The sequence below is a fragment of the Virgibacillus aidingensis genome, assembly GCF_010994035.1.
Lineage (GTDB): Bacteria > Bacillota > Bacilli > Bacillales > Amphibacillaceae > Virgibacillus_N.
In genome coordinates this window covers 47,305-66,244 of record NZ_WIXN01000001.1, presented here as the reverse complement: position 1 = coordinate 66,244, position 18,940 = coordinate 47,305, and the positions used below count along the sequence as shown (strand labels likewise).

22 protein-coding genes are annotated in these 18,940 nt (G+C 38.1%); 2 read left to right on the top strand and 20 right to left on the bottom strand.

Annotation, left to right across the window (positions count from 1 at the left end; translation table 11 throughout):
- Nucleotides 1-4: 4 nt before the first annotated feature.
- The 6 genes from GHD25_RS00390 to GHD25_RS00365 form a co-directional block, all read right to left on the bottom strand.
- On the bottom strand, nucleotides 5-940 hold the full coding sequence (locus tag GHD25_RS00390; RefSeq protein ID WP_164214367.1) for a M23 family metallopeptidase: 936 nt from the start codon (nucleotides 938-940) through the stop codon (nucleotides 5-7).
- A gap of 333 nt (nucleotides 941-1,273) precedes the next feature.
- Nucleotides 1,274-1,906, bottom strand: coding sequence for a response regulator (locus GHD25_RS00385; protein WP_164214366.1), 633 nt, complete (start codon nucleotides 1,904-1,906; stop codon nucleotides 1,274-1,276).
- Nucleotides 1,884-3,044, bottom strand: a complete 1,161-nt coding sequence (locus GHD25_RS00380; protein ID WP_164214365.1) for a sensor histidine kinase — start codon at nucleotides 3,042-3,044, stop codon at nucleotides 1,884-1,886. Before GHD25_RS00380 ends, GHD25_RS00385 begins: the two co-directional genes overlap by 23 nt.
- Before the next feature lie 102 nt (nucleotides 3,045-3,146).
- On the bottom strand, nucleotides 3,147-3,932 hold the full coding sequence (locus tag GHD25_RS00375; protein WP_164214644.1) for a cytochrome c oxidase assembly protein: 786 nt from the start codon (nucleotides 3,930-3,932) through the stop codon (nucleotides 3,147-3,149).
- 13 nt (nucleotides 3,933-3,945) lie between these two features.
- On the bottom strand, nucleotides 3,946-4,431 hold the full coding sequence (locus GHD25_RS00370; RefSeq protein WP_164214364.1) for a DUF2243 domain-containing protein: 486 nt from the start codon (nucleotides 4,429-4,431) through the stop codon (nucleotides 3,946-3,948).
- A gap of 173 nt (nucleotides 4,432-4,604) precedes the next feature.
- Nucleotides 4,605-4,982: a YndM family protein gene (locus GHD25_RS00365; protein WP_164214363.1), complete on the bottom strand. Its 378-nt coding sequence runs from the start codon at nucleotides 4,980-4,982 to the stop codon at nucleotides 4,605-4,607.
- A gap of 757 nt (nucleotides 4,983-5,739) precedes the next feature.
- Here GHD25_RS00365 and GHD25_RS00360 point away from each other — a divergent pair.
- Nucleotides 5,740-7,425 (top strand): NucA/NucB deoxyribonuclease domain-containing protein, encoded by a 1,686-nt coding sequence (locus tag GHD25_RS00360; RefSeq protein ID WP_164214362.1) that lies wholly within the window; start codon nucleotides 5,740-5,742, stop codon nucleotides 7,423-7,425.
- A gap of 170 nt (nucleotides 7,426-7,595) precedes the next feature.
- On the opposite strand, the gene GHD25_RS00355 is transcribed toward GHD25_RS00360, so the two are convergent.
- The 12 genes from GHD25_RS00355 to GHD25_RS00305 form a co-directional block, all read right to left on the bottom strand.
- Nucleotides 7,596-8,417 carry a C40 family peptidase gene (locus GHD25_RS00355; RefSeq protein ID WP_164214361.1) on the bottom strand — a complete coding sequence of 274 codons (822 nt, stop codon included), beginning with the start codon at nucleotides 8,415-8,417 and terminating at the stop codon, nucleotides 7,596-7,598.
- Between the two features lie 842 nt (nucleotides 8,418-9,259).
- Nucleotides 9,260-9,517: an SDR family NAD(P)-dependent oxidoreductase gene (locus GHD25_RS00350; RefSeq protein ID WP_276207782.1), complete on the bottom strand. Its 258-nt coding sequence runs from the start codon at nucleotides 9,515-9,517 to the stop codon at nucleotides 9,260-9,262.
- A 130-nt stretch (nucleotides 9,518-9,647) separates the two neighbouring features.
- Nucleotides 9,648-9,776 (bottom strand): hypothetical protein, encoded by a 129-nt coding sequence (locus GHD25_RS20095; RefSeq protein WP_276207777.1) that lies wholly within the window; start codon nucleotides 9,774-9,776, stop codon nucleotides 9,648-9,650.
- Between the two features lie 525 nt (nucleotides 9,777-10,301).
- A complete protein-coding gene (locus GHD25_RS00345) occupies nucleotides 10,302-11,018 on the bottom strand; it encodes a GNAT family N-acetyltransferase (RefSeq protein WP_164214360.1) in 717 nt (238 codons plus the stop codon).
- A gap of 89 nt (nucleotides 11,019-11,107) precedes the next feature.
- The gene (locus tag GHD25_RS00340) at nucleotides 11,108-11,560 is read right to left on the bottom strand and encodes a DoxX family protein (protein ID WP_164214359.1); all 453 of its coding nucleotides are present in this window, start codon (nucleotides 11,558-11,560) and stop codon (nucleotides 11,108-11,110) included.
- A 44-nt stretch (nucleotides 11,561-11,604) separates the two neighbouring features.
- A complete protein-coding gene (locus GHD25_RS00335) occupies nucleotides 11,605-11,877 on the bottom strand; it encodes a hypothetical protein (protein ID WP_164214358.1) in 273 nt (90 codons plus the stop codon).
- Between the two features lie 147 nt (nucleotides 11,878-12,024).
- Complete coding sequence (locus tag GHD25_RS00330; RefSeq protein WP_164214357.1) at nucleotides 12,025-12,204, bottom strand: hypothetical protein; 180 nt, start codon at nucleotides 12,202-12,204, stop codon at nucleotides 12,025-12,027.
- A 313-nt stretch (nucleotides 12,205-12,517) separates the two neighbouring features.
- Entirely contained in the window at nucleotides 12,518-13,003 is a 486-nt protein-coding gene (locus tag GHD25_RS00325; RefSeq protein ID WP_164214356.1) for an isochorismatase, read from the bottom strand.
- A gap of 103 nt (nucleotides 13,004-13,106) precedes the next feature.
- Nucleotides 13,107-13,574, bottom strand: a complete 468-nt coding sequence (locus GHD25_RS00320; protein ID WP_164214355.1) for a GNAT family N-acetyltransferase — start codon at nucleotides 13,572-13,574, stop codon at nucleotides 13,107-13,109.
- Between the two features lie 65 nt (nucleotides 13,575-13,639).
- Nucleotides 13,640-14,518 carry an intracellular short-chain-length polyhydroxyalkanoate depolymerase gene (gene phaZ, locus GHD25_RS00315; protein WP_164214354.1) on the bottom strand — a complete coding sequence of 293 codons (879 nt, stop codon included), beginning with the start codon at nucleotides 14,516-14,518 and terminating at the stop codon, nucleotides 13,640-13,642.
- A 403-nt stretch (nucleotides 14,519-14,921) separates the two neighbouring features.
- Nucleotides 14,922-15,350, bottom strand: a complete 429-nt coding sequence (locus GHD25_RS00310; protein ID WP_164214353.1) for a hypothetical protein — start codon at nucleotides 15,348-15,350, stop codon at nucleotides 14,922-14,924.
- Between the two features lie 1,050 nt (nucleotides 15,351-16,400).
- Complete coding sequence (locus tag GHD25_RS00305) at nucleotides 16,401-16,550, bottom strand: hypothetical protein (RefSeq protein WP_164214352.1); 150 nt, start codon at nucleotides 16,548-16,550, stop codon at nucleotides 16,401-16,403.
- 366 nt (nucleotides 16,551-16,916) lie between these two features.
- On the opposite strand from GHD25_RS00305, the gene GHD25_RS00300 reads away from it, so the two are divergent.
- On the top strand, nucleotides 16,917-17,738 hold the full coding sequence (locus GHD25_RS00300) for a DUF6612 family protein (protein WP_164214351.1): 822 nt from the start codon (nucleotides 16,917-16,919) through the stop codon (nucleotides 17,736-17,738).
- 119 nt (nucleotides 17,739-17,857) lie between these two features.
- Here GHD25_RS00300 and GHD25_RS00295 read toward each other — a convergent pair whose 3' ends face one another.
- Nucleotides 17,858-18,229, bottom strand: coding sequence for a hypothetical protein (locus tag GHD25_RS00295; protein WP_164214350.1), 372 nt, complete (start codon nucleotides 18,227-18,229; stop codon nucleotides 17,858-17,860).
- Nucleotides 18,230-18,387: 158 nt separating this feature from the next.
- The gene (locus GHD25_RS00290; RefSeq protein ID WP_164214349.1) at nucleotides 18,388-18,933 is read right to left on the bottom strand and encodes a dihydrofolate reductase family protein; all 546 of its coding nucleotides are present in this window, start codon (nucleotides 18,931-18,933) and stop codon (nucleotides 18,388-18,390) included.
- Nucleotides 18,934-18,940: the final 7 nt, after the last annotated feature.

Below are 18,940 nucleotides of genomic sequence, written 5' to 3'. Positions count from 1 at the left end.
CTAATTATTCTTCTTCATCCCGATCATGAAAAGTCATATATAAATACGGATTAACATGTTCGCCATTTCGTATAATTTCATAATGTAAATGAACACCAGTACTCCTACCAGTCGTACCCATACCTCCGATTTCTTCCCCTTTTTCCACCCGATCACCGACAGATACATCTATCGAATTTAAATGCGCATACAATGTTTCGTAAGTTTCACCGTGATCAATGACAACGGTTTCACCATAACCGCCATTTCTTCCGGCAAGAATTACTTCCCCTTCTGCTGCAGCATAAATAGGTGTTTCAAGCGGGGCTGCAATATCTGCTCCTGAATGAAAGCGACTCTGTCCAGTAAATGGGTCACTTCTATTTCCGAACTCGGATGATATCCGTCCTTCCTCAGCAGGAAAATATGTTGGTATAAATTTTAACTGTTCTTCATACTCCGCAAGTGCACTGACTGTCTGTTCAAAGTTATCTACCATTTCCGGCAGCTGCTTTTTCATTTCAGACAAGTTATTAGATACTTCTTCCGTGTGTTCGAGATAACTCTCATTGCTCGGAAGCTCCAGTCCTCCACTTCCATCCGTATCCTGCAAGTCTTCAGGCAAATCCAATTCCAGTTCACTCAATCGAGCCTCAAAGTCTTTAAACTCTTCAATTGTTTGTTGAACTTCCAACGCTTCTTCGTATAAAGCAGTATTTGCACTTTGAACCTGCACCAGCTCAGCTTCCTGTTCCTCTATTTGGCCATATAATTGTGATTGTTTGTTATTTAAATCAAGGATAATATATGTAAGACTGCCAACCACCATGATTAAGGCAAATACAAAAACAAAACTGCTGTAAAAAAGTTTTTTGGACAGATTAAATTTCTTTACTGGTTTTTGGGGTCCCGACGATAGAAAAATAGTCCATGTTTTTGATTTCTCTTTCTTAGTTTGCAAGATAATCCCCTTACTGCTTTTCGCTCAGGGCCCTCCCCCTTTCCTGAATTTTATTTACGTCAAGCTGCTGCGATGCTACGATATTTCTCTCTGCCAAGCAATATTCTACCACTTTTTTGCTATTTGCAAAACAAAAGTCTGCAAATTTCTTTATTTTCTACTATTTTTCTGTGCAGTTGAGGTAATTTTGGGTTTAGGGGAGTGACCTTGAAATATAGTGGTGACCAAAATATTGTTTAGCGATGAACTAAAGTAGGGAAAAGAGATAACTTTATAACTATAAGTGGGTCCATTTATTTATTTTCGCCATATCATTTCCTCTATCTTTGTACCTCACACAAGGTTATGGCGTATAGCGTAAATCGCCAATTGTGTCCTGTCTCTCAGATCCAGTTTCTGCAGAATCTGACTCGTATTATTTTTCACTGTCCCTACGGATAAACCAAGCCGGTCTGCAATTTCGTGATTACTGAGCCCTTCCCCGATACATGTTAAAATAGCCCGTTCCCGCGGAGTCAGCGATGGATCAGGTTTCTCACCCCCCTGCCGGTTAAGAAGCAATGGCATCACCTTGGCAGCAACCTGATCTTCCACAGTCAGACCTCCTTTTAATGCACTGCGAATGGATCGGATCAGCAAACCGGTATCCCCATCTTTTAAAATATATCCGCTAACCCCTATTTTTAGTGCATCCATCACGTATTCACTATCATCAAATGTAGTTAAAATGAGTATTTTTAATTCCTTAAAGCGGGATTGTAGCACCTTTGCAGCTTCAATACCATTCATCACAGGCATCCGAATATCTAAAATCACCACATCAAATAACTGCTTTTCACAGAGGGAAATTGCTTCCTTTCCGTTGCTTGCTTCCCCGGTAACCTTCATTTCCTCATCTGTTTCTATCATCATCTTTAACCCCTGCCGCACCATCATCTGATCTTCAGCGAGTAGTATCCGGATCATTATGTTCCCCCTGCTCTCCAATTTTTATAAAACCCCTGACAATAAATTGCTCTTCTGTTTTGAGTATTTCCAGCTCTCCGCCGATTTTCTCAAGCCTTTCCCGCATGGAAGTAAGTCCGAATCCTTCTTTTAATCTATGATTATTCTTTACGGGGTTGCTGATCTCAAAACGAAACACACTGCCCCCCGGCGTTTCAAACGAGACCTCAGCCTCTCTGGCATGGCTGTGTTTCATAATATTCGTTAGCGCTTCCTGTACAGAACGAAAAATGACAAAAGATTGCTCACCGGTCAACGGCACTGTGAAAGCTCCATGCTTAACGGAAAAATGAATGCGGATAAAGCTCTCTGTTTCCAGTTTTCTGATTAACCTTATAACGCCCTGAAGCCCTCCAACATCATGCTGTTTTAGCATTTTTACTGCACTTCTTGTTTCCTCAAGACTCTCATTGGCAAGTGTCTTCAGAGATTGAATCTGCGTTTTGTCTTTTTCATCTGCTTTCAATCTGAATACTTCCATTTGCATGAGGAGTGCAGTAAGCTTGTGGCCGACAGAATCATGAATTTCATGCCCAATCAGTACCCTTTCCTCCTGCCTTGCTGTTTCTTCCTCCGAGGCAAGCCGTCTTTTTAACCCCTTGTATTCGCTAAGGAGCGCATCATATCTTGCATGTAGATCATCATGTTTATTTTTAGTCTGTTTATATAGAATTAATGCAGAAAAGTAAAGCAGAAAGTATATTGAAATAAAACTAATGAGAGGTAAAGAAAGGTCCGTATTCAAAATAGTAATCAATATTCCCGCAGCGGCAACCGCAGTAACAATGGCAGCCAGAGCGTCGGACAGCCGATAATATGCTTCCCCGATCAACAAGGATAAAATCAGCAGCAGAAACGGATTAAAGCCTTGCTCCTGTTGTGGGTATAAAGTAATTACGGAAATAACAGCATTAGCTGCCAGCAAAATCATGGCAGTAATCTGATGGTGTTTAACAAGCGGCATGATAAAGAACAGAATAAAGAACACCGATAAACCCAGCAGTCTCCAGGTTATTCCAGACATGTCCCCTGCAAAGTAAAGAAAAGCAAACACCCAGGGTACAACATTAAACAAGAGCCATATCCAATATAATTTCATGCGCCATTTCCCTTTCCTATTTCTGAATATATCGTACCAAATAGGGTTTTAGTTAACAATATGGAAAATGTATGCACAAACCCGCTCACCAAATCGATTTATTTAATGCGCTTGATGCAAGGATGCCCTGGGTGCTTTTGACCGGTACCAATGCAAACAGATAATATAAATTATAATGACATCAACAATATTTCCGCCATAATACATGAGCATACCGCCAGCCTCAGCCTGTTCACGCGCTACTCCCAAAGGAGGGTATGCATAAATGCGCTTGGAGAGAATCTGGTGTGCTGCCAGCGCCAGGATAAAGACCACTGATCTATAAAAATAACTATACCGACGGGGAACAGGATCTATGTATATCATCGCAGCAGTAAAAACATACCCGGCAAGAAAAACATGAAAATGGACTAGAAAGTACAGCCAGGTGTATTTGTGCATTAGCTGAAATAAAGTGGTCGTGTATAGCATCCACAAACCACCGATGTTTAAAATGGAAGCTGTCACAGGGTGGGTAACAAACTGCACATACCCGCTTCTCATTACACTTGTGAATTGACGCGCCCTCCTCACAGGCAGCGCTCTGAGAATCAGCCGTATTGGTGATGATAAAACAAGCAGCAAGGGGGATAACATACCCAGCAGTAAATGACCAAGCATATGCAAGGTGAAGTCCATATGAACAGCTTTTGCAAGCGGGCCGCCCATCACGACAAATGCTGAAAGAATTCCCGCAATCCACAGAACGGTGCGGTACCGTGGCCATTTACTGAGATGATCTTTTTTATTGGAGACAATTACTGCTGCGATATAACCACCGACAGCAATTACAGACAGGACAATAAAAAAGGCATTCCAAAAGGGCGCAATAGTTAAGGCGTGATGCATATTTTCCAAAAAATCACCCCTTCATCCTGCGGCGTGCCTGACGAATTATGATTAACCCGGTAATCAAAAGCAGTACGGCTGCAGTGTTCCATACCAAATCATAAACCCAGAGATTTTCTATATATCTTACTTGATGCACCCGCAGGACTTTATGCTGGATTATTCCATCATATAACTGAAAAAGCCCCGCTCCAGTCAGCACCGAGCCCCACCAGTATAACCAATTCAAAGATTGGCGTCTTTTTAGATCTGCAAGCATAAATAATCCGCCAATAGTCGCAAACCAGCTAAAAGCATGAAATAAGCCGTCCGAAATTAATCCTAATTCAGTAGTTGACCTATCATAAAAGTGGTGCCACTGCAATAATTGATGGAAAACAGTTTCATCTATAAAGGTAACCATTCCAAGCCCGAATAAAAATCCCGACCACCAATTATGTTTTATGTAGGAATAATGATTTTTCGTAGATGTTTTAACAATCCTGCTATTATCAGCCATTTTTTTACCGCCGCATCCATAGATGATATTTTAAGTTACCCATTAGATTACCCATATAAACAGTAAGTATTAGAAATTATGTATAACTAGGGATAGTCTGTCCGGTGACATTGATCTAAACATGATAACAAAGAAGCTGTCCATTAGCGGAACAGCTTCTTTGTTATTTATCATTAATGGGAAGTGCCATAGCGCCTGTGGCCTACGGGGCCATTACGCATAATATAATGGTGGAAAAAATACTCTCCAACTGCAAGGATCACAGCGGAAATAAGTGCTGCTCCAGCCATCGTCACCATATCTATACCGGACAGTATTATTCCCATGATCCAAACAACGACCAACACGAGACCAAGTTCCGAAATAGTAGCTATCATGTTCCCATTTTTAGGAAGCACCCCAAGGTCTCCAACAAAGTAGGAAATAACACCAAGCACCAAAGTGGTGATTAGTACGTTTACAAAAGACATTCCGAATCCAAGGCCAAGGACTAAATAAAGGACGATAAAAGTAAACAAACCTTTCATCAACAATGCTTTTCCGTGCTGCATTTTAGTCTCCCTCCTGTTGTTTTGTCAGAAAAACATTTGACTGATGTGTATTTAAACACCTGAATTGCCTTTACTTAACCAAATGTCCTTTAGCTATAAACCCAAAATCCCACTTTGTACCGGGAATAATATAAAACAACCTTCAGTAAATTACTGTGCCTGCATGCACATTTTCTGACCCAAATGCCGATTGTATTTATCAGCGCCTTTGTAACCGGCCGCTTAATTAATGTCTCCAGGCATATCTTGCCTTCTTCCTTTTCCAACCGGCTCACTGCATAACCTGAAACACTCAAAGATGATCCCATCAGCAGTACCTGGAACACTAAAAACACTCGTGATCAGATCATATTTTAAGGATGGTGCACATATTTATAAATGATTTGACTTTATCTGGAATTCACATAGAAATTCATAGGGTTATCACCCAATCTCATTAATTGTGTTTATATTATGAAGAGAGAACAGATTTGACATGGATGTAAAACCTCTTGATCCATAAACACTTATGAGATCGTCCAAGACTGGCCTTTCGTTCAATTTATTGACTTTGGCTCATATAATAAAGGCGGTGAAAAGATGAATAATTTTAAGAAATTTATTGGGAAAGCAAGCGGCAGATACGGGATTTTATACAACCGTTTTACATCGAAGGAATTCTAAATTGAAGAGTGATGGAACATGAGGGTTGAGTAACAAAACGTCTAGCAGTGTTTGGCAGCATCTTATTCCAATTCTAAAATTAGGAAGTGATTAAATGGCGAGGTTTTATAAACCTATGGTTGTAGCTGTACTTCTTTTGTTTCTGACTACGGAAATGACTTCTCCTGTTCAAGCAAAGTCCGATAATGAGGGCGGAGGTTATTGGATTCCGGAGGGGAAGATTGAAAAGGCAACTGAACTGATGCAGGAAGGGATGTCCCTTAAAGAACTTGGAATTAAGCAAGATCAAACCGAGAAAAGAGCAGGTCTCCAGACACTGGATGATTTGATAAAAGAAGACCAGGAAAGTAATGCAACATATAGAGCTGACATGGAGCCCCCGATCAAAACAGCGGACGGATGGGCACCGCCTGAATTTGACTATGATCATATTCTGACTACGGAAGAATGCCAGGTACATCCTGACAGCGATTCAGAAACAGGATATATTAAGAACCGGTATTCCTTCTGCTGGTCCCACTTGGCAGCATATCAAGTACCCATAAGATGTATAGGCGGTTTTTGCTTTAATGCCGGTATTCAATTTCAATTTACCCAAATAGGCTATGGTTCCAATCAAAGCCGGAATACGAGGGTCTATTATACAATTGAAGATATCATGGTTACCCACCCATCTTTGAATGGAGCTAAGCTGGAAGTCGATATGGAATGTGAATCATTGCTTAATGAAAGAGACTGTCAAAACCATCCCGACTATCCAGAAGCTACCGAACGAACCATCGCCCAATGGAAAAACAGTAACTATGGCAATGAAGCATTCACCTCAGAGGCACCGCCAGCAACTGACGCCAACCCTGACCGATTAGGATACATGGAATTTTGGCCAAAACTTACCCTTACACATGCAGCAAATAATTTTGAAGAAAGCATTGATGGAATTAAACAGACCGTTCGTACAGATTCTGCAGGATATATGTTTGCTTTCCCTGATCAATATTTCCGGCAAGGTGCTGTATTCAGTAATGCCACACCGATTTTCAATGTTCCGATTACTCAACCGGATTTTTCTATGTTGGAAGAAGCCGGACAGCATTGGAAGTTTGCGATGGAAAATCCTGAACAGACAAGGCCTGAAATGAACGGAAAATATATACCTGGTGAAGCAGGGGACAGTACGTTGACACGGATGTATACGAGACGCCACCAGGAAGAATACGATAGAAACAGATCAAAAACAAGAAGTACTTGTAACCGGGAATTCGCGGATGAAGATAGGACCGGAAAAGATTGCGATGAGTATCCGTTCGCTTCCACCTGGGAAGGCTCCTCGACGAATGGATTAGACAATTTTTCCGTGAGGCTTATTTCATCAGACTCTAACCAGGCGGCAGGGAGATGGCTGGGTGCCTGGTACGCATATGACCGCATATTAGACGGTGATCAATTCCACGTCGAGGTAGAAGCTCCCGAGAAGATTGCAGAGATTCGTTCTGAGGGCCAGCCGCAAGACGGTCAGCAAAACCGTTCCAGCGATAACTTCTCTATTCAGAACATACCACCATATGCAACAAAATTAGAATGGAGAATCGTAGATGGTCCAACTGATGCCACGTTCGATGTTATGAGAGACATCAGTTTCGGCATCGATGAAACTATTTTCACCGCTCTCCAGGACGGATCAAAAACAGATATCGAAACCGGGAATGATGATCTGTATATCGCCAGACCGGAAAATACGAATGGAGAGAGCTTTACTGTAGAAGTTTATGCAATTCCATAATATAACTTTAGAGGCTGTCCTTTAGTATTCAACTCTTAAAGGACAGCCTCTTTATTGAAAGTGAAGCTGGTCTATTTCTATTTTGCAAATTACTAGCGCAAATTTTGGAAATTTCGTATTTCTTTTCGCTAAAATTATTTGACTCAGCCACACTTGAATTTAGATTTCTATTATTCTGTAAAAGATTTAGCTCCAAGATAATGATCTTGCCAATAGCCGGTGCTGATATCTGCTGCACTTACACCATCATTTCCTGCATGAATCATTTGATTATCCCCAATATAGATGCCGCTATGGGATGCACCTTTCGTTTCATAAGTACCCTCGAAAAATACGACATCCCCAATGCTAGGAGAATCTACATGGACACCATCATTTACCCACATTTCACTATGTGTACGGGAAACGTCAATACCTGCTTGGTCAAACACATAATTAATCAATCCACTGCTGTCCATTCCTTCTGCGGTTGTTCCACCCCATACATAAGGTGTTCCTACGACACTTTCTGCAGCAGAAACGATATCAGATTGAACAGTAGATACATCCCCGGACTCAGTTATTGTTAAATCACCTTCAGAAGAATCACTTGTTATTAGCGCCAGCTCTTCAGAAGTATTTGGACCTACTATACCATCAACATGTAAATTTTGGTCTGATTGAAAATCTCTTACCGCCTGTTCCGTTATTGGACCAAAAATACCGTCAATTGAATATGTATAATAACCTCGTTCCTGAAGTTCCTGTTGAATACTCTCTACCTCTGCACTCACTTCTCCATGCTGAATGAGTGCCGTATCTGATGAGACTTCCCCTTGATCCAGTTCATTAGAAAGATTGCTCTCACTAATGGATATATCTCCTTCTGAACCGCCATCTCCAGCATTGGCAGATACACTCTCGCTAAAAACAGGAGTAAAAGCCAAGGAAGCTGCAAATGCTGTAGAAAGTATATACTTTCTCACTCGTTGATTAGACTGCGTCAACGTCATTCCTCCTTTTATTTGTTTTAGCAGTTAAAAATCGGAATATCATTCGACTTATTTCGACATAATTTTAACTGCCTTTTGTAAGGTATCATATGAAAATATCAATGAGATAACATAGCAATTAAGAGAGATTAACAAATTATTTCATGAATGACATCTTATTCAAGTTCAAAAACAAGAATATATTCATGGAGAATCAGAGTTTGACGCAACTAAAGTAATGCTGAATGAGCGACTAACTGAGATTAAAGGGGGGACTGACTTCGATAGATTTTAAAGGAGCACAATAAGAAGACCTTCCTTTCAGCGTTGCTGCTTACAAAGAAGGTTCCTAGAAAAAAACTTAACATCATCCCGGTTCTGGAAACCGCACGCATACTATAAACTTTAGTATCCGTTTCGCCTTGCCCTCAAGACTTCATTATACTTATGCTTATGAGAAAGTATTATTTTTTCTTACCTGCCAGAAAAACACAATATCCTGATTCAGGTATTGTGCTCTGTTGATTTCAAAATCAAACTTGTACGGTTATCGATTTCTTTCTATTTAACTAATAAACTCCTCATTAAAAAAACTCAACATTCATCGCTGCTTCTGCAGGTTTCGTTTCAACCATCACTTTCCGTTTCGAATGGAATAGAGAACTGGTGCCTTTGTGCATATTGACTCGTATTCCGACTCAGAATCAAAAACAATCAAGTTTGCCCTATTTCCTTCTTTGATGCCATAGCCTTCTCCTATCCCTAATGCCTTGTCTCCGTTTGTTATTATCAATCCAATGCTTTTACAATATGATCATAGTCTGTCATATGGCAGGCATGCAGTCCTGTATCAACAACAGAAATTAGGTCGCCATTGCCAAGAGGATAACAGGGGTCCATGATAGAATCGAGACATCCGGCTTCGTGTAAAGCCCTTCTTGAGGCAGCGCTACAATTTGCAGATCCATCCAGGGTTTTACTTCCTCTTTTACAATAGAAACATGAACACCAAAATGTGCAGCTCCTTGTGCCAGCGATTCGCTAAACCCTTCTAAAGCAAATTTACTCGCACTATAAATTCCAGTCATCGGGCCTGTAATTAACCCTCCAATGCTAGATATTTGTATAAATGTGACTTGACTCTTGTGATCTCAATTGTGCATTACTGTCTGACTCACCCATAGGGCACCGTAAAAGTTTGTTTCAATTTGACGCTGACTTCATATTCATTAAACTCTTCAATTATTCCCATTACCATATTTCCAGCACTGTTAATGACAATATCAAGTGTTCCAAAATGAGTAATTGCTTTATTACTACTTTAAAAACAGAATCTCTATCCGTAACATCCAGTTTCTTTATATTGATGGTTAAAATCATTTAGTGTTTCAGGATTTCTGGCAACACCAACTACTTTATCTCTGAATCTAAAGCTTTTTTTGTAAATTCATATCCCAGTCGGCTGCTCGCACCCGTTATAAACCATACTTTTGGCTTTTTAATAGTGTTTGTCAAAATATACTTCCTCCTTTTAAATTGTATTCATTAACGATTTTTACAAAGAAGAACAATGACTCCTAAATGATCAAAGAAAAAGGGGAGATTTTATAAAAATGCATAAAAAAAGAAAGGCAGATAAAATCCACCTTTCCCTTATTATAAATTGCCGTAAAGAGATATATTGGATAAACTTATCCCGTTTAACTCTGATACTTTCAGAGCCACTGAACTATTCATTTAGCAGTTCAATGAACGGGTAATTACCAACATTATATATCCCTCCTTAATTTATTTTAAACGTATAGTATAAGAATTGAAGTTAGTCAAATGCTAATATTTAATTGATTCAAATAAAAACAATTGGGTTTTTCTGGAAACTTATTTTAAATTGCTTTTTAAGTATATCTAGTTCTTCTCAAAAACGTACATTGGAATTACTGTTTCATACCCAAGTTTCTTATATAAATGGAGTCCCATTTCACTTGAACCTAATATATTTCTTGTTACCCCGTGATCTTGACAGCTATCCAGCATGAAGGAGCATAGAGATGCCGCTAACCCAAGACCCCGATAGTTTTCATCCGTGTGGATTCGATCCAGGCAGGAGCTTCCCTCTATTGTAGAAATCACTCCTGTACAAACGGGTTTATTATCAGCACGAATAAAATAATAGTGAATATTGGGATCATCGATTCGATCTGGGTTAAACTTTTCAAATCCAAGATAATTATTTATCTCCTCTGATTGTTTCTTCGTATGCACTTTCTCTACAACATGATTCTTATATTGCCCCATATTCTTTATTGGGCATACCTTCATTAAATACTCATTTGCACGTAAGTTATAACCCAAACTTTTCATGTTTTCAACAACTTTCTCGGTATGTGCAAAAAGTGTTACCCAATGAGGTCCATCTATGTTAATAAATTCTAATGGCAAAGTATTTTCTTTATAATAATGAAAATATTCAAGTTCACGCCCATAGACAGAAGCTCCAAATTTCACTTTTTTTACAAGTCCTTTTGTATTTATTTCTGTATCAGGCAGCTTTCTGCAATACCCCCACCCTTTAATAAATCCGATTATATCATTTTCGATTTCTGCCTCATTTCGTACCAACACAAAGACCGTCTCCTTTATTGTTCGAATTTATCATATGTGGCACAACCGCCAATAACGCCACTTTCGTTCAATTTAAACTTCATACGATACTACTTTTTTATTAGAGTTGTTGACAACAATACCCACAAAATAAAAAAAGGCTGAATAAGTATTACTCGTATCCAATGATAATATGGCACATACTGTTCTACACCACCAGGAATATCTCCCGCATTTATTGCATTGTATATATTCGCCGGCCATATTAAAATGAAATATACCATAAGGATTTTGCCAGTCATTTTATATGTCTTGTCGAACAATAATAATATGCCAAATAATAATTCTAAAATACCCGTGATATAAACAATGGGAAGCGTAAATGGAAATGCCGGAGGGATCATTTCCATTAAGTTTTCTGGTATAAAAAAATGGCTAAACCCTATAAATACAAGCATTGCACTCATGGAAATGCGACCTATTTTTTGATATGAAACAGGCACTTTTAATTGTTTTAAAACACACAATACCAAAAAACATAATAATAAAACCAATGTTGCCATATTCTTACCCACCTTGTGTTGAATACTTATTGGCACATACCTATTTATTCTTGTTCAAGTAATCTTTTATGAACCCTGATAAAACATCCGTTTTGGTATTTCCTGAAATCATACTTCTCACTCGCCCATAAGTAAGCAGTAAACAATTCTGCTGTGAAATCAGCAATTATATCCTTTGAAATCACATAATTTTCTTGTCCCTCTTTAATCCAAGTCTTAGACATACCGTATGATTGTTCGTATAATTGCTTGAGAACCTCAGCGACTTCAGAATCATAAATCTGATTTAATAAAGAAAATTTGATTCGAAACTTCATCAGGGTCACTGAGCGAAGGAATATTAGCTGCTAATGCTGGTGGACGCCGTTTCTTCCATGCCAAATATCATAATTTATGAATGATAATGTTTCATTTAAACTTCCGGATATTTGTTCATGATCCTCACCTGTGAATTTTTCCTAAAGCTAATCTTTATCCCTTGGGTTGGCTGATAAATAGGCAGCATCTTCACTAATATACATTTCGAAAGTGATGTTTTCACCAAGCATTTCCGCCTCCACATTTACATGGCCTTCAAGGAGGCCAATTTTTAAAGCATTTGAAACATCGAGCCGGGATTCTAAATTGAATTCATCCCCTGTCATTTTCTGAGAGGCTGTTGTACTTGTCTATATACTATTAAATTCTTCCTCGGAAGCTTGAACTTTTTTCAGTAAATCCCTCCCTCCATCAGCATCCTCAATGACCGTATAATTAGCGTCCTGAGATTCATCTGCTTCAGGTTCTGGTGAACACGAAACAACAATGATAGAAAATAATATGTAAAAGATGGGTGGAAGTTTAATAATAATACCACCTATACTTAAAATTTTTTCCTTGTGGGACACAAATATAAGTCTCAATTTAAGTGATCTTTTTTCTACAATACTTCATCATTATGCAACGTCTCTTTTGTTTCTATAATTCAGTATTCAGATGATCATTTAAATAGTTATGCAGATTGGGTCCATTGGCGTTATTTAAAACGTTATAAATCCAAGAATCTTTTTCAAAATTTATGACCTGTAATTCCCATACACAACTTGCTGGGCCCGACGAAGAAATATTCGATATTTTATTAGGTGTTTCGGACGCAGATTTTAAGACACGCAGGTAGAGTTCATTCTCGTTCTCCCACCATCCCAAAAAGAAAAAATTGGACCCGTGACCTTCATGAATGCCTAGGAATCCTGCCCCGAATCTTCCATGATGAAAGGCCTCGCCTGGCAAGTATTCCTTTACCGCATTTTTTCCTATATTAATTAGAGTCAGGGGAGGGAATTCATTTTTATTAGAAATACCATAAACTTTTAAAGTCCAATCCTCACATTCCCACAACTCTATAAAGCGAATTGAACGCTTTTTATAAAGATGTTTCAAGTTATGATTTGAAATCTTGTTCATACTCTTATCCCTCGCTTTTCATTCTATATACGGAGATCGTTGACATTTTTTGCAGTTTCATTGTATTTTTTTCTGGATTATTATTAGTGAATAACCCATTTATTCATAATAAATTATAATAAAAGTGCTCTGAGTCCTTCTTATATCCAATTAATTCATATAATTGCTGTGCTTGATGATTGTCCTTAGCTGTTTCAAGTGTTAATTCTTTTGCACCTGTTTCTAAGGCGAACTCCTTAGCTTTTTGCATTAAACGTGTAGCTACTCCCCTCCGCCTCGCAGACTGTTCAACATACAAGTCATTCAGAATCCATATTTTTGCTAAATTAACTGATGAATAGGAAGGATAAAGCTGAACAAACCCTAATGGTCTTACTAAGTTTTCTTGTTTTTCGATTGCTAAAAATATCACAGATTGTTGATTTTCCATTCTTTCCCGAATAAACTTTTTTCCTTCCTCTACGTTTGAAGATTGTTTGTAAAAGACACGATACTTGTCGAAAAGGTCGGCAACTAATTCAATTTGATCCAGGTCTGCTTTCTGAAGAATAATATTTTCATTATTCATCATATTTCACCTCCAAAATTTTAAATATCTGATAATTCTTTCTATTAACATACTCCTTTTGAACTGCTTTATACACCGCCATCCACTGTCACATCTAAAAATTTATATATCTCTTCAAGAACCGCTTCCAGGTTATCTATCAGTAAAGCGTGACCCGCGTTTACAGGAGAATAACTGAAATTTACACCGGCGTTTTCCATATCTTCTATTATTTCCAAAGTCATTTCTTCAGTGGTTAATAAATCATTTTTCCCCCAGATGATAAGTACAGGCGCCTTGATATTCTTTATTTCTCCAGTACCTTCAGCAGCATCATTAGATACAGTGCTTATATTGAAAATATTAGCTGCATATGCTGCATCTATCATATTCCTTTGCTGCACTGCACTAACCAAATATTGTCGATAACGCTCTTCATCCGGCTGATTATTTGAATAAAGCAATTGATCCATCGCTGATTTGAAAAATTCCTGATTTTTCGATTTCTGTGCGTCCAGCATCGCACTAATGCCGGGTGTCGCAATTATTTGATCTCTTGAAAATATTCTTTTGCCATCTGTATTTAAAACTGGGAATCCGCGAGTAGACATAGAGGAAAGCAAAATTATATTTAACACATATTCCGGATAATCAGCCGCAAACTGCATGGCTACACCACCGCCATTTGACCAGCCGGCTAAATAAAACTTGTCCAGATTTAATTGATCCGCAAATTGCTTTATATCCTCAGAAAAATCCCTTATAGAATTTACTGGACTATAATAAGTTGAATTTCCATAACCACGCAAATCAACGGCATAAATGGTAAAAGCCGAATCCATTTTTTCAACTAACAAGTCCCATTGCACTGAAGACGCCATATTTCCATGAATCAGCAGTAAAGTTTGTTCTCCCCCTTGTCTTTTCACATAAGAAAGGGTTTCTTCATTATTTAAATTAATTTTCATAAGTAACCTCCGTTTTTGAATTTTTTCCTTAGTAACATAAGTGTCTGTAATACTATTACTCTATTAACTAGTAAGCGTAATATCGTGACGCTTATTCTAAATCAGAATATTAAGACTATAATTAATGTCTTGCCTTTTATAGAAATCAATATCCGCAGTGTGAAATATAAGCTAAATTCACAGTTCTCAATGTAAAGGAACTTCGTTTAATAATCTGCCAATTCCTCCATATTATAAATGGTAAGCATACCCTTACACATAGTCTGAGGAAGGATTTTTAATCAGCCTGGAGACTGAGGCCCCTGAATGGCATTGAATGGATAAGTCGGCCGGTTAGAAAACGAAAGGTTGTCGTTTGATGAAATACTATCATTTCCTGTGCACTTTCTTATAAAAGAACCAGTCAATGATTACCTTTAAAAAAATTAATCAGTTTAGGAGTAGTTAAGGAAACAACATAAAACGTTAGCGCTCCAAAAGCACTATGAAGCAAAACTGAATTAGAAACCTCTCCAATCAGTCCAAAAGTGTATAACGACCCGGCAAGTAAACCAGCAAGAATATAAAGGGTTACATGAAGGACATACTTGTATACCCTCCACGAGAAATTCATCTTTTCTATAATTTTATCAATCATGATTGAAATTGGAACTCCTCCAATAACAAAAATTACGATGGAGAATAAGAAAAACAGCAAAAATATATCAGAAATCGAGAAATATAGCACGTTATCTTTTTGTTGACTTATCGGTGTGTGATGAAAAAGAGCCATTGCTAAGCTATAGGCAGAACAGGACAAGATGGTCAATGCCAACTTTTTCAATAAGATCATCGATTCACTCCACTCATTTTAAAGTTTTATTTTTTCTTAACACTTTAAATAATATGCTGTATCATATAGGATCCCATTTTTAGCGTAACTTGAATTTATTCAAATGATATCAATGTTTCAGAGAATCTGTTTTACTTCCCTTGACCATTTCCCTTCCACGGCAAAAAATAAGTGTTTTTCAAAAGCCTCTTTTCTCCACAGTTCATTTGTGAAAAAATGAAACTTCCAATAAAAGTGATATATATTTTTGCTGGAAAAATCCGTCCTTAGGTTAATCAAGTCTGGGATGTTTATCTATAGGGTGGGGTGGTAAATCTAACTAGATGTATAGTTTCCTATGAAGAAGATATTTTGAATAACAATGATGTCATTTGTCGATTCAGGAGATGGGCATCGATATAATTTATCGTTCAGAAAGTTCAGGTGACATCCAATTTGATTGTTAATTCCTAATTAATTAGACTTAGCTTTCTTGCGCTTCTCAATAGCAATATAAAAAACACGAATTAAGTATAACTCATGAAACAAAGCTTTAAAATAGCTTTTTATAAATGAAATGGTTTTGTAAAGTTTGTGATTTAATTGTAACTAAACAAGATGTTCACAGTTCAATTACAGGATAATACCTATTAACAGAGTTCACATTTTTGGAAGCCTCGAGCCATACACCTTTGGACTTAATTTGAGCAATAGTATGCCCTTATCAATAATATTATGGAAGATTAATGGGATTTAAAATTTACTCTGATTCATGTAACACACAGACGGTTTATCAAAAATTTTTACAGTTTACTAACGCCGGTCTATTCATGGTTCACAACCATACTTCCATCGTAGAAGATTTTCAATGTCCTCAGCGGAATTGCCTTCAATTACAAGAAGTTCAGATGCTTTTCCAGGTGCAATAGTACCTCTATTGTCTTCTATTAAGACACTGACAAATTCACTTCTTGCAGCCGTAAAGTTTCTCTCGGATTGAGACCGTTCTCAACGGTGAACCCACCTTGTTATGTTCACTCATCCCCATGAAAAATACCCTGGATGCCTGCGTCAGCTTCCAATACTACTTGCTTCATGCAGTTCTCTTGCATGCCTGCGTGCCCGTCTTCTGACCCGAAAAAGCTGATCGGAAGTGTCTGCGTCACCGTAACTTCCGCCCAATGATCGCTTCAAGCATTTCTTGCCTTCGTTCTTCTCCATCCGAATCACTCCCTGTCCTTAAATAACCAAAGAAGTTTCCAGCAGCTCGTCTTGAATCAGTACCTGTAACCTAAATACACGCTCAATAAGATCATATTTCAAGCATGGTGCACATATTTATAAAAGATTTGACCTTTACCCTGAATTTATACAGAAATTCAGAGGATAAATAACCCAATTCCATAAGTTGTGTTAATATTATGAAGGGTAAACCGATTTGACACGGATGAACCCCCTTGTATCCATACGTAATCATGTGATCGTGCACAAATCGGCTTTCTTTCAATATATTGACTGTGTCAGTCTAAAAAACAACATATCCATTTGGGGAGGTATTTATTTATCTTGAAAAGAGTATGTTTCATTTTGTTATTTGTTGTTATTGCTGCATCCTGTTCTGAAAAAGAAGAAACTGAAGACCATAACACAGTATCTATAGAGGACCCTGATGAAAAACAAGCCATTATAGAAAAAGCTCAGGCAGCCGAGAAGGAAATACAAAGCATGTGGACAATAACGAATTTACATCAACACTATACAGGCGATTCAATCAATCAGGAAATCACTATGCAAATTCACAATAAGCTAATGCTTGACCCGCTTTCATCTAGTACACACAGCTCAATGCCCGCATTAGACTATGAATTTGCCATGTATTCTAATGAAGATGCTACATATTTTACAGAAAATCCAAACACTGAAAATGAGGATTGGCAAAAGCTTCCCAACGCTGATCACAAAGAAATTATCGCAGATTATAAAAATACTTCTTTCATCAATTATCCTGTATTACTTGAACATATAGACGAATTAATTGTAAACGATATTGAAGACGAAATAAATGACAAACCGTATTATGAATTGATTTTAAAAGGGGACGCTGACACGATCTATCATAAATTACTTCCTCAAAATGATATGGGTGGCCTGGCCCAGACCGATATGGATGATGACCCGGGCGAAACTTCTGTCGATGAGTTTTCACTTTCGGTAAAGCTTGAGAAGGATACGGGTCATCTCATCGAATTCGAGACAAAGATGAATGGTACAGCAATTTTTGAGGGGGAAGATATAAGCATTTCCGAAGATATGACTTTTTATGTCGAAGGTATTAACATATATGAAGGTGAAGATGATTACTATCTAGTTCCAAGCGAACTTCAACGTTATATGGATGGGAAAGATTAGTTTTGTTTAGTTCGATGGTTTTAGCTCCAGCCGGTTATCTTCATCGAAAAGATAACCGGCTACTGTTTGTTTGCAATTAAATTACTTACCGACTTATGTTCGTTAACATGCATACCGTGTTACATTATTTCTTCCTTTGGATTAACCCTCAGAATCGTTCCACAGGGATCCGAAATCCAATAACCAGCTGAATTTTCGTGCAATTCGATTTCATCTCTTCTATTAATATAATTATCATCCAGATACACGGCCGCATTCTTTACATTATCTGCCTGGATCTCCAGCCATACATCAGATTGAGAATAATTGTCCATACAATCCAGCCACAATGTTATATCACCAAACTGAAAGGCATGGGATTCTGAGATGAACCCTAAATAGGGCAGCTTTAATACTTCCTGATAAAAATGCACAGTCTCCCTGTACTTGAATTTAGGAATCTTTAAAGCTATGTTTTTTCCCCCTTTAAATTCTCTATTTGCCTTTTCCATACAGCGTACCTCCCTCTTATTATTTTTACAGTGCCAAAGCCTCTCTTGCATATATATTTTGTAAAAAACGAAATCCATTTGGAAAAGGATCAAAATAACATATTCTTATGATAGTACCTTTTAACCGAAAGATCACTTTTCTCAGACTCTGATACTCCTTACACTGGTTGGTATGTATGAAGAACAGCTCCTTTTTTAAATACCTTCGTACTTAATAGCTTAAGACTTAACGGAGCAGATAAGTCTTTAAATAATGGTACCCCCCTCCCAAACGCAATAGGATTGACAATTAATCGATATTCATCGATAAGGCCAAGTCTGGAAAGTGACTGTGCAAACCTCATACCTCCATGTGCCAGGATATCCTTGCCGGGTTGTTGTTTCAAACGGTAAATCTCTTCCTCAATATCACCATTCACCACCTGTGAATTATTCCATTCTGTTTTCTTCAGTGTTTTAGAGAAGATGATTTTCGGAATTTCATTCATAGGTGGAGCTAATTTAGCGGTCGAGGATGGCCAATGTGCTGCCATCTCGTGGTAAGTGACACTTCCCATAATGTGCACCCCAACTTGCCAAAACTGATCGGCCGTATACTTTTCCAACTCATCGTTAAAGCTGCGGAACACCCAGTCATGGTCTCCACTTGGTGGAGCGACAAATCCATCAAGAGAGACGTTCATTCTTAGAATGACTTTTCTCATACATTAT

Excerpts from the sequence above, each read along its gene's own strand:
- GHD25_RS00385 (WP_164214366.1), bottom strand. The coding sequence starts at position 1,906 with ATGATCCGGATACTACTCGCTGAAGATCAGATGATGGTGCGGCAGGGG.
- GHD25_RS00380 (WP_164214365.1), bottom strand. The coding sequence starts at position 3,044 with ATGAAATTATATTGGATATGGCTCTTGTTTAATGTTGTACCCTGGGTG.
- GHD25_RS00375 (WP_164214644.1), bottom strand. The coding sequence starts at position 3,932 with ATGCATCACGCCTTAACTATTGCGCCCTTTTGGAATGCCTTTTTTATT.
- GHD25_RS00370 (WP_164214364.1), bottom strand. The coding sequence starts at position 4,431 with ATGGCTGATAATAGCAGGATTGTTAAAACATCTACGAAAAATCATTAT.
- GHD25_RS00365 (WP_164214363.1), bottom strand. The coding sequence starts at position 4,982 with ATGCAGCACGGAAAAGCATTGTTGATGAAAGGTTTGTTTACTTTTATC.
- GHD25_RS00360 (WP_164214362.1), top strand. The coding sequence starts at position 5,740 with ATGGCGAGGTTTTATAAACCTATGGTTGTAGCTGTACTTCTTTTGTTT.
- GHD25_RS00355 (WP_164214361.1), bottom strand. The coding sequence starts at position 8,417 with ATGACGTTGACGCAGTCTAATCAACGAGTGAGAAAGTATATACTTTCT.
- GHD25_RS20095 (WP_276207777.1), bottom strand. The coding sequence starts at position 9,776 with ATGATTTTAACCATCAATATAAAGAAACTGGATGTTACGGATAGAGAT.
- GHD25_RS00340 (WP_164214359.1), bottom strand. The coding sequence starts at position 11,560 with ATGGCAACATTGGTTTTATTATTATGTTTTTTGGTATTGTGTGTTTTA.
- GHD25_RS00335 (WP_164214358.1), bottom strand. The coding sequence starts at position 11,877 with ATGAAGTTTCGAATCAAATTTTCTTTATTAAATCAGATTTATGATTCT.
- GHD25_RS00330 (WP_164214357.1), bottom strand. The coding sequence starts at position 12,204 with ATGACAGGGGATGAATTCAATTTAGAATCCCGGCTCGATGTTTCAAAT.
- GHD25_RS00325 (WP_164214356.1), bottom strand. The coding sequence starts at position 13,003 with ATGAACAAGATTTCAAATCATAACTTGAAACATCTTTATAAAAAGCGT.
- GHD25_RS00320 (WP_164214355.1), bottom strand. The coding sequence starts at position 13,574 with ATGATGAATAATGAAAATATTATTCTTCAGAAAGCAGACCTGGATCAA.
- phaZ (WP_164214354.1), bottom strand. The coding sequence starts at position 14,518 with ATGAAAATTAATTTAAATAATGAAGAAACCCTTTCTTATGTGAAAAGA.
- GHD25_RS00310 (WP_164214353.1), bottom strand. The coding sequence starts at position 15,350 with ATGATCTTATTGAAAAAGTTGGCATTGACCATCTTGTCCTGTTCTGCC.
- GHD25_RS00305 (WP_164214352.1), bottom strand. The coding sequence starts at position 16,550 with ATGGAGAAGAACGAAGGCAAGAAATGCTTGAAGCGATCATTGGGCGGA.
- GHD25_RS00295 (WP_164214350.1), bottom strand. The coding sequence starts at position 18,229 with ATGGAAAAGGCAAATAGAGAATTTAAAGGGGGAAAAAACATAGCTTTA.
- GHD25_RS00290 (WP_164214349.1), bottom strand. The coding sequence starts at position 18,933 with ATGAGAAAAGTCATTCTAAGAATGAACGTCTCTCTTGATGGATTTGTC.